General features: G+C 63.6%; 5 protein-coding genes and 1 pseudogene. 2 read left to right on the forward strand and 4 right to left on the reverse strand.

Annotation, left to right across the window (positions count from 1 at the left end; all coding sequences use genetic code 11):
* A pseudogene (locus ACF8K2_RS24065) lies at positions 1-138 on the reverse strand (hydrolase); the annotation flags it as partial.
* 221 nt (positions 139-359) lie between these two features.
* Here ACF8K2_RS24065 and ACF8K2_RS24070 point away from each other — a divergent pair.
* Entirely contained in the window at positions 360-1,271 is a 912-nt protein-coding gene (locus ACF8K2_RS24070) for a LysR substrate-binding domain-containing protein (protein ID WP_186552985.1), read from the forward strand.
* A 220-nt stretch (positions 1,272-1,491) separates the two neighbouring features.
* The gene (locus tag ACF8K2_RS24075; RefSeq protein WP_392468109.1) at positions 1,492-2,754 is read left to right on the forward strand and encodes an OprD family porin; all 1,263 of its coding nucleotides are present in this window, start codon (positions 1,492-1,494) and stop codon (positions 2,752-2,754) included.
* A gap of 53 nt (positions 2,755-2,807) precedes the next feature.
* Here ACF8K2_RS24075 and ACF8K2_RS24080 read toward each other — a convergent pair whose 3' ends face one another.
* From ACF8K2_RS24080 to ACF8K2_RS24090, 3 genes are all read right to left on the reverse strand, one after another.
* Positions 2,808-4,649, reverse strand: coding sequence for an amidohydrolase (locus tag ACF8K2_RS24080; protein ID WP_186553235.1), 1,842 nt, complete (start codon positions 4,647-4,649; stop codon positions 2,808-2,810).
* 333 nt (positions 4,650-4,982) lie between these two features.
* Complete coding sequence (locus tag ACF8K2_RS24085; protein WP_186552987.1) at positions 4,983-5,801, reverse strand: alpha/beta fold hydrolase; 819 nt, start codon at positions 5,799-5,801, stop codon at positions 4,983-4,985.
* Positions 5,802-5,854: 53 nt separating this feature from the next.
* A complete protein-coding gene (locus ACF8K2_RS24090) occupies positions 5,855-6,421 on the reverse strand; it encodes an antibiotic biosynthesis monooxygenase (RefSeq protein WP_368973697.1) in 567 nt (188 codons plus the stop codon).
* Between the last annotated feature and the right edge of the window lie 97 nt (positions 6,422-6,518).

A 6,518-nucleotide genomic window follows, 5' to 3' on the forward strand; every position in this document is an offset into this window, starting at 1 on the left:
GTCAGCCAGGGCCAGCACGTTGTTCTTGAAGCGGTCCGGCTCGATGTCGCGTACCAGCGACAGCAGGCCAGCTTGGTGGTCGACCAGCAGTACGGCGGCGGCGTCTTTGTTCAGGCGGTTGTATTTGAAGTGGGCCATGGTCGTGCTCCTAAAGGGGGTTTTGATGTTCAGTAAGTTGGGTGTTTCGCGTTGATGGGGAAAGATTAAAACCAAGCCCTTTGGCGCACTAGATAGCGAAATTTGCCTTTAGCGTTCTGTTTTACGAACGATGCAGCTATGCTGCGAACGCGGTCCCTGTAGGCGCGGGCTTGCCCCGCGATAGCGCCCGCAGCCCCACCGAATGAACTGGAGCCCCACCCGTGGAAGACCTCAACTCGCTCTACTATTTCACCCAAGTGGTCGAGCACGGCGGTTTTGCCCCCGCAGGCCGGGCGCTGGACATGCCCAAGTCAAAGCTCAGTCGGCGCATTGCCGACCTGGAAGATCGCCTGGGCGTGCGTCTGTTGCACCGCACCAGCCGGCATTGCTCGCTGACCGAAATCGGCCAGGAGTACTACCGCCGCTGCCTGGCGATGCGCGTCGAAGCCGAGGGCGCCGCTGAGGTCATCGAACGCAACCGTTGCGAGCCGCGCGGCCTGGTGCGCATCAGCTGCCCGACCACCCTGCTCAACTCGTGGGTCGGGCCGATGCTGACCCGCTACATGCTCAAGTACCCGTTGGTGGAACTGTTCATCGAAAGCACCAACCGCCGCGTCGACCTGCTGCACGAAGGCTTCGACGTGGCGCTGAGGGTGCGTTTCCCGCCGCTGGAAAACACCGACATGGTGATGAAGGTGCTGAGCAACAGCACCCAATGCCTGGTCGGCCAGCCGTCGTTCCTCGAACAACTGCCACAAGGCTTCGATCCACTGCAATTGAGCGAATTGCCCAGCGTGCACTGGGGTAGCGCACAGCGTGAATATCAGTGGGAACTGTTCCAAGGCGAGGACATGAGCCGCAGCATCGTCATCCCGCACACGCCGCGGATGGTCACCGACGACCTTTTTGCCCTGCGCCATTTCGTCGTGGCCGGCGTCGGCATCGCGCACCTGCCGCGGGTGGCGGTGCGCGATGATTTGGCCACAGGGCGCCTGGTCGAGCTGTTGCCGGGCTGGAATCCGCGCTGCGGTATCGTCCATGCGATCTTCCCGTCGCGTCGCGGCCTGTTGCCTTCGGTGCGTTCGCTGATCGATCACCTGGCTGAAGAGTTCTCTTCCAGCGATATGGCCTGAGCAGGCGCTCGGGCAAGCCTGATCGGCTGTCCGTGCTGGCCTCTTCGCGGGCAAGCCTGCTCCCACAGGTACAGCGTCCCTGCTTGAGTTACGCGCCCCCTGTGGGAGCGGGCTTGCCCGCGAAGAGGCCAGCACCGACGACTCAGGTCACCAGCACACCCTTACAAGACAGTTCAGCGTGCCTGCCCCACAGTGCCCGATCATCCACACCGGAGCACCCATGTCTTTCGCATCATCCAGGCCCGCCCGCGCCCTGCTCGTCATGGTCATCCTCGGCCCCGCCCTGAGCCACGCGGACGAACCGGGCTGGTCGCTGCTCAGCCGCAATTACCTGCTGCACAACGACTACCGCAGCCCGTCGGCCAGCGGCCAGAGCTATCGCCAGGAATGGGCCCAGGGGTTCATCGGCGAAGTGCGCTCAGGCTTTACTCCAGGCCCGCTTGGCCTGGGCGTCGATGCCCATGGGTTTGTCGGCCTCAAGCTCGACGGCGGCCGCGGCCATGCCGGCACCGGCCTGCTGCCGCGTGACAGCGATGGGCGGGCTGAGTCCGCCTACTCCAGCGCCGGTGCCGCCCTCAAGCTACGCCTTGGCAAGACGCTGCTGCGCTACGGCGAGATGACCGTCGAAACACCGGTGTTCGATACCGGCGACAAACGTCTGCATCCCGAGTACGCCAGCGGATGGCTGCTGGAAAACAGCGATCTGCCCGACTGGCATCTGCAAGCCGGGCGCTTCACCGCGTTCAACAATCAGGACAACAGCTCCAGCCAGGATGATTTCAGCGGCTACGGCGCAACCACCCATGGGCACGCCATCAGCCTGGCGGGGGCCAGCTACGCGCCCGGCGGGCCGTTTGGCGGCGCTCTGTATGCAGCACAATTGCAGGACACTTGGCGTCAGGCCTACCTCAACCTGAACCTGGCCGAGGGCAACTGGCGCCTGGATGGCAACCTCTACCACAGCCGCGACACTGGCCAAGCCAGCGCCGGGCCGATCGATACGCTCGCCTACAGCCTGGCGGCCAAATACCGCTTCGGGCCCCAAGCGCTGACCTTGGCCTATCAACGGATCGAAGGCGACACGCCGTTCGACTTCGTCGGTGGCGACTCGATCTACCTGGCCAACTCGATCAAGTACGCCGACTTCAACGGCCCCAACGAACGCTCCTGGCAACTGCGCTACGACCTCGACCTGGCCACCCTCGGCATCCCTGGCCTGAGCCTGATGGGTCGCTACGTCAGCGGTCGCGGCATCGATGGTACGCATGCCCCGGCTGGCGGTGCCTACCTTGGCCAGCAAGGCAAAGGTGGCCGGCACTGGGAGCGTGACCTGGACCTCAAGTACGTGGTGCAGAGCGGCACCGCCAAAGACCTCAGCCTGTCGCTGTCACACGTCAGCCATCGGGCCAACAGCGCCCAAGCCGGGGATGACATCGACCGCCTGTACCTGATCATCGAATACCCGCTCAAGGGTGGTTTCTGAGTCGCCCCTGACAGCATAAAAAAACGGGGGCCATAGTGGCCCCCGATTTCACATCAGAACGCGAAACACGAACAACCCAACGCACCCCAGAAGCCCTGGAAGTCATTCACCGGCACGCTCGACTGCCGCGCCTTCTCATGACTATGCGCATGCACCCCACAAGGCCCGCTGCATTGGTGCACTGCCGCCACCAGCGATGGAGTGCCGACGCGCCAGTGCCCTGGAACCTTGGCCACCGGCGACCACTCAGGCAGTACCGGCACCTGCGGTGGACCGAGGCGATCGAATTCGCCAGCCGCGTACACTACCTTGCCGTCGACGAGGGTCAGCACCGACTCGATGCCCTTGATCGCTTCCTCCTCGACGCTGAAGAAGTCCAGCGACAGTGCCGCCAAGTCGGCCAGCTGGCCTACCTTGATCTGGCCCTTCTTGCCCTGCTCGCTGGAGAACCAGGCGCTGCCCTGGGTAAACAGCTGCAGCGCGGTATCGCGATCCAGGCCTTGCGGGTACAGCTCCATCCCACCTACGGTCTTGCCGCTGACCAGCCAGTACAGCGAAGTCCACGGGTTGTAGCTGGAGACTCGAGTAGCGTCGGTACCGGCGCCCACTGGCACGCCCATCTCGAGCATGCGCTTGATTGGCGGGGTCTGTTCGGCGGCCTTGGCACCGTAGCGATCAACGAAGTACTCACCCTGGAAGGCCATGCGGTCCTGGATGGCGATACCACCGCCCAGGGCGCGTACGCGCTCGATGTTCTGCGGGGTGATGGTTTCGGCGTGGTCGAAGAACCACGGCAAGCCGTTGAACGGAATGTCGCGGTTGACCTTCTCGAACACATCGAGCATGCGTGTGATCGATTCGTTGTAGGTGGCGTGCAGGCGGAACGGCCAGCGCTGCTCGACCAGATGGCGCACCACCGGCTCCAGCTCTTCTTCCATGGTCTGCGGCAAATCCGGACGCGGTTCGAGGAAGTCTTCGAAGTCGGCGGCGGAGAACACCAGCATCTCGCCGGCGCCGTTGTGGCGCAGGAAGTCGGTGCCACTGTGCAGCTTGACGCTGGAGGTCCACTTGCGGAAGTCGTCCAACTCTTCCTTGGGCTTCTGGGTGAACAAGTTGTAGGCGATGCGCACAGTCAGCTGGTTGTTGTCAGCCAGCTCCTGGATCACCGAGTAGTCGTCGGGGAAATTCTGGTAGCCACCGCCGGCGTCGATGGCACTGGTCAGGCCCAGGCGGTTCAGCTCACGCATGAACTGGCGGGTGGAGTTGACCTGATACTCCAGCGGCAGCTTCGGCCCTTTGGCCAGGGTGGCGTAGAGAATCATTGCGTTGGGACGAGCGATCAGCATGCCGGTCGGATTGCCGAACTTGTCACGCTGAATCTCGCCGCCTGGCGGGTTCGGCGTGCTCTTGTCATAGCCGACCGCCTTGAGCGCGGCGCGGTTGAGCAGCGCGCGGTCATATAGGTGCAGCAGGAACACCGGGGTGTCGGGCGCGGCCTGGTTGATTTCTTCGAGGGTCGGCATGCGCTTTTCGGCGAACTGGAATTCGTTCCAGCCACCGACCACGCGCACCCACTGCGGAGTCGGCGTACGCGCCGCCTGGTCCTTGAGCATGCGCAGGGCATCGGCCACCGACGGCACGCCTTCCCAGCGCAGTTCCAGGTTGTAGTTCAGGCCACCGCGGATCAGGTGCAGGTGCGAGTCGTTCAAGCCTGGGATGACCGTGCGCTGCTTGAGATCGATGATCTGCGTGGCGGCGCTCTTGTAGGCCATGGCCTCGGCGTCGCTGCCGACTGCGAGGAAGCGGCCGTCCTTGATGGCAACGGCACTGGCGGTGGGCTTCTCGCGGTCGACCGTGTGCAGTTTGCCGTTGAACAGAATGAGATCGGCGGTCATGGGGGCTCCTTGGGTGGATGCATGGGCGGCACCGGCTGAACCGGCAAAGGGCAGCGCGGACCAAAGCGCACCGGCAGCACCGAGCACGGTGCTGGTGGCGAGGAACTGGCGACGGCTCTTGTCGTTGGGGTCCTGACTCATAAGGGTCTCCGTCTGAAGGCGGCATCGGCAGGCGCGACTGCGGAGCATGCCGCTTCATGCCTGGTGACGATTGGATGGATGTGCTGCGTTGAGGCCTTGAGGCTAGCAACGAAGTGCTTGGGGTGCCGGCTGTGCCGGTGGCAGTTGCGGCCTCTTCGCGTATCGATCGGCGAAGGGCCGCAAGACCGAGGCTTAGCGGGACACGAATGCCAGCAGGTCTTCGTTCAACTGCTGCGCATGAGTGACCGCAAAGCCATGCGGCGCACCGCTGTACACTTTCAACTCAGCCCCACCAATGAGCTCGGCAGCGCGCTTGCCGGTGGTTTCGAACGGCACGATCTGGTCGCCATCGCCATGGATCACCAGGGTCGGCACGTCGATTTTGCTCATATCAGGACGGAAATCGGTTTGCGAAAACGCCGTGACGCAGTCCAGGGTGGCTTTCAACGACGCCATCAGGGCGATGTTCAACGTCTGCGTTTGCACCCCCTGGGACACCGTCTGGCCCTGGTTCAGCCCATAGAAGGGCGTGGCGAAATCGGCGATGAACTGCGCCCGATCCGCGCGCAGCCCCGCCTGGATGCCGTCGAACACCGACCCGTCGACGCCATCAGGATTGCTCGGGGACTTGCCGAAGATCGGCGTTACCGCGCCCAGCAATACCAGCCCGGCTACCCGCTGGCTGCCGTGGCGAGCGATGTAGCGGCTGACATCGCCACCGCCCATGGAGAAACCGACCAAGGTCACTTCGCGCAGGTCGAGGTGTTCGATCAGCTGGGCGATATCGTCGGCGAAGGTGTCGTAGTCATAACCGGTCCACGGCTGGTCGGAGCGGCCAAAACCACGACGGTCGAAAGCGATGGCGCGGTAGCCACGGCTCGCCAGGAACTCCATCTGCGAGTCCCACATGTCGGCGTCCAGGGGCCAGCCGTGGCTGAACAGCACGGGCTTGCCACTGCCCCAGTCCTTGTAATAGATCGAGGTGCCATCGCGGGTCACGAGCGTGCTCATATCGGTAATCTCCTGAAAATGGGTAGGTAGTTGAACGAGGCAGTCAGCAAAACTCAGCCGCGCAGCCAGTTGGCACAGCGGCGGGTCACCCACGGCATGATGTAGAACACCACCGGCAAGATGACGAACAGGTTGACGATCAGGTTGCCCGCCACTGGCCCGCCCAGGTGCGGGAAGCGGGCGAAAAACGGCGCCAGCAACTGCGGGATGACCATGGTCATTGGGCAGATCACCAGGTAGGTCAGCAGTGCCTGCTTCCAGCGCGGCGGCTGCGCGGCGTTGCTGCTCGGCGGGGTGAACCAGAACTCCGGATCCTCATGCACCTGGGTGTGGTCGCCGTCTTCGAGCAACGGCAGCACTTCACTGACCAGCGCCTGGCGCTCGGCTGAGTTGACCCAGGCCTGCAACAGCCCCGCATCGGCAAAGCGCACCACGGTGGTGAAGTGCCGGCCACCGTCGTCTGGGCGAATCACGTTGACGTCCAGATGGCCAGGCTGCAGGCGGGCTGCACAGACCGCGCGCTTGAGCCAGACCTCGTAGCGGCTCAGTGACTCGGCGCGGGCCTTGTGCTGGATGACCAGGGTCACCACGTTGCGGTTGTCTTGGGTTGCAGTGTTCATCGGCGTTCCCTGGAGATGAGCGGGCCAAGGCCCACTGTGCGGCAGTGGGCAGGCGCTGGATTGGATCAATGTGCTGTGGGCGGATGATTTACTTGGC

Origin of the sequence: Pseudomonas sp. xss_2, assembly GCF_043104195.1 — a bacterium.
GTDB lineage: Bacteria > Pseudomonadota > Gammaproteobacteria > Pseudomonadales > Pseudomonadaceae > Aquipseudomonas > Aquipseudomonas urmiensis.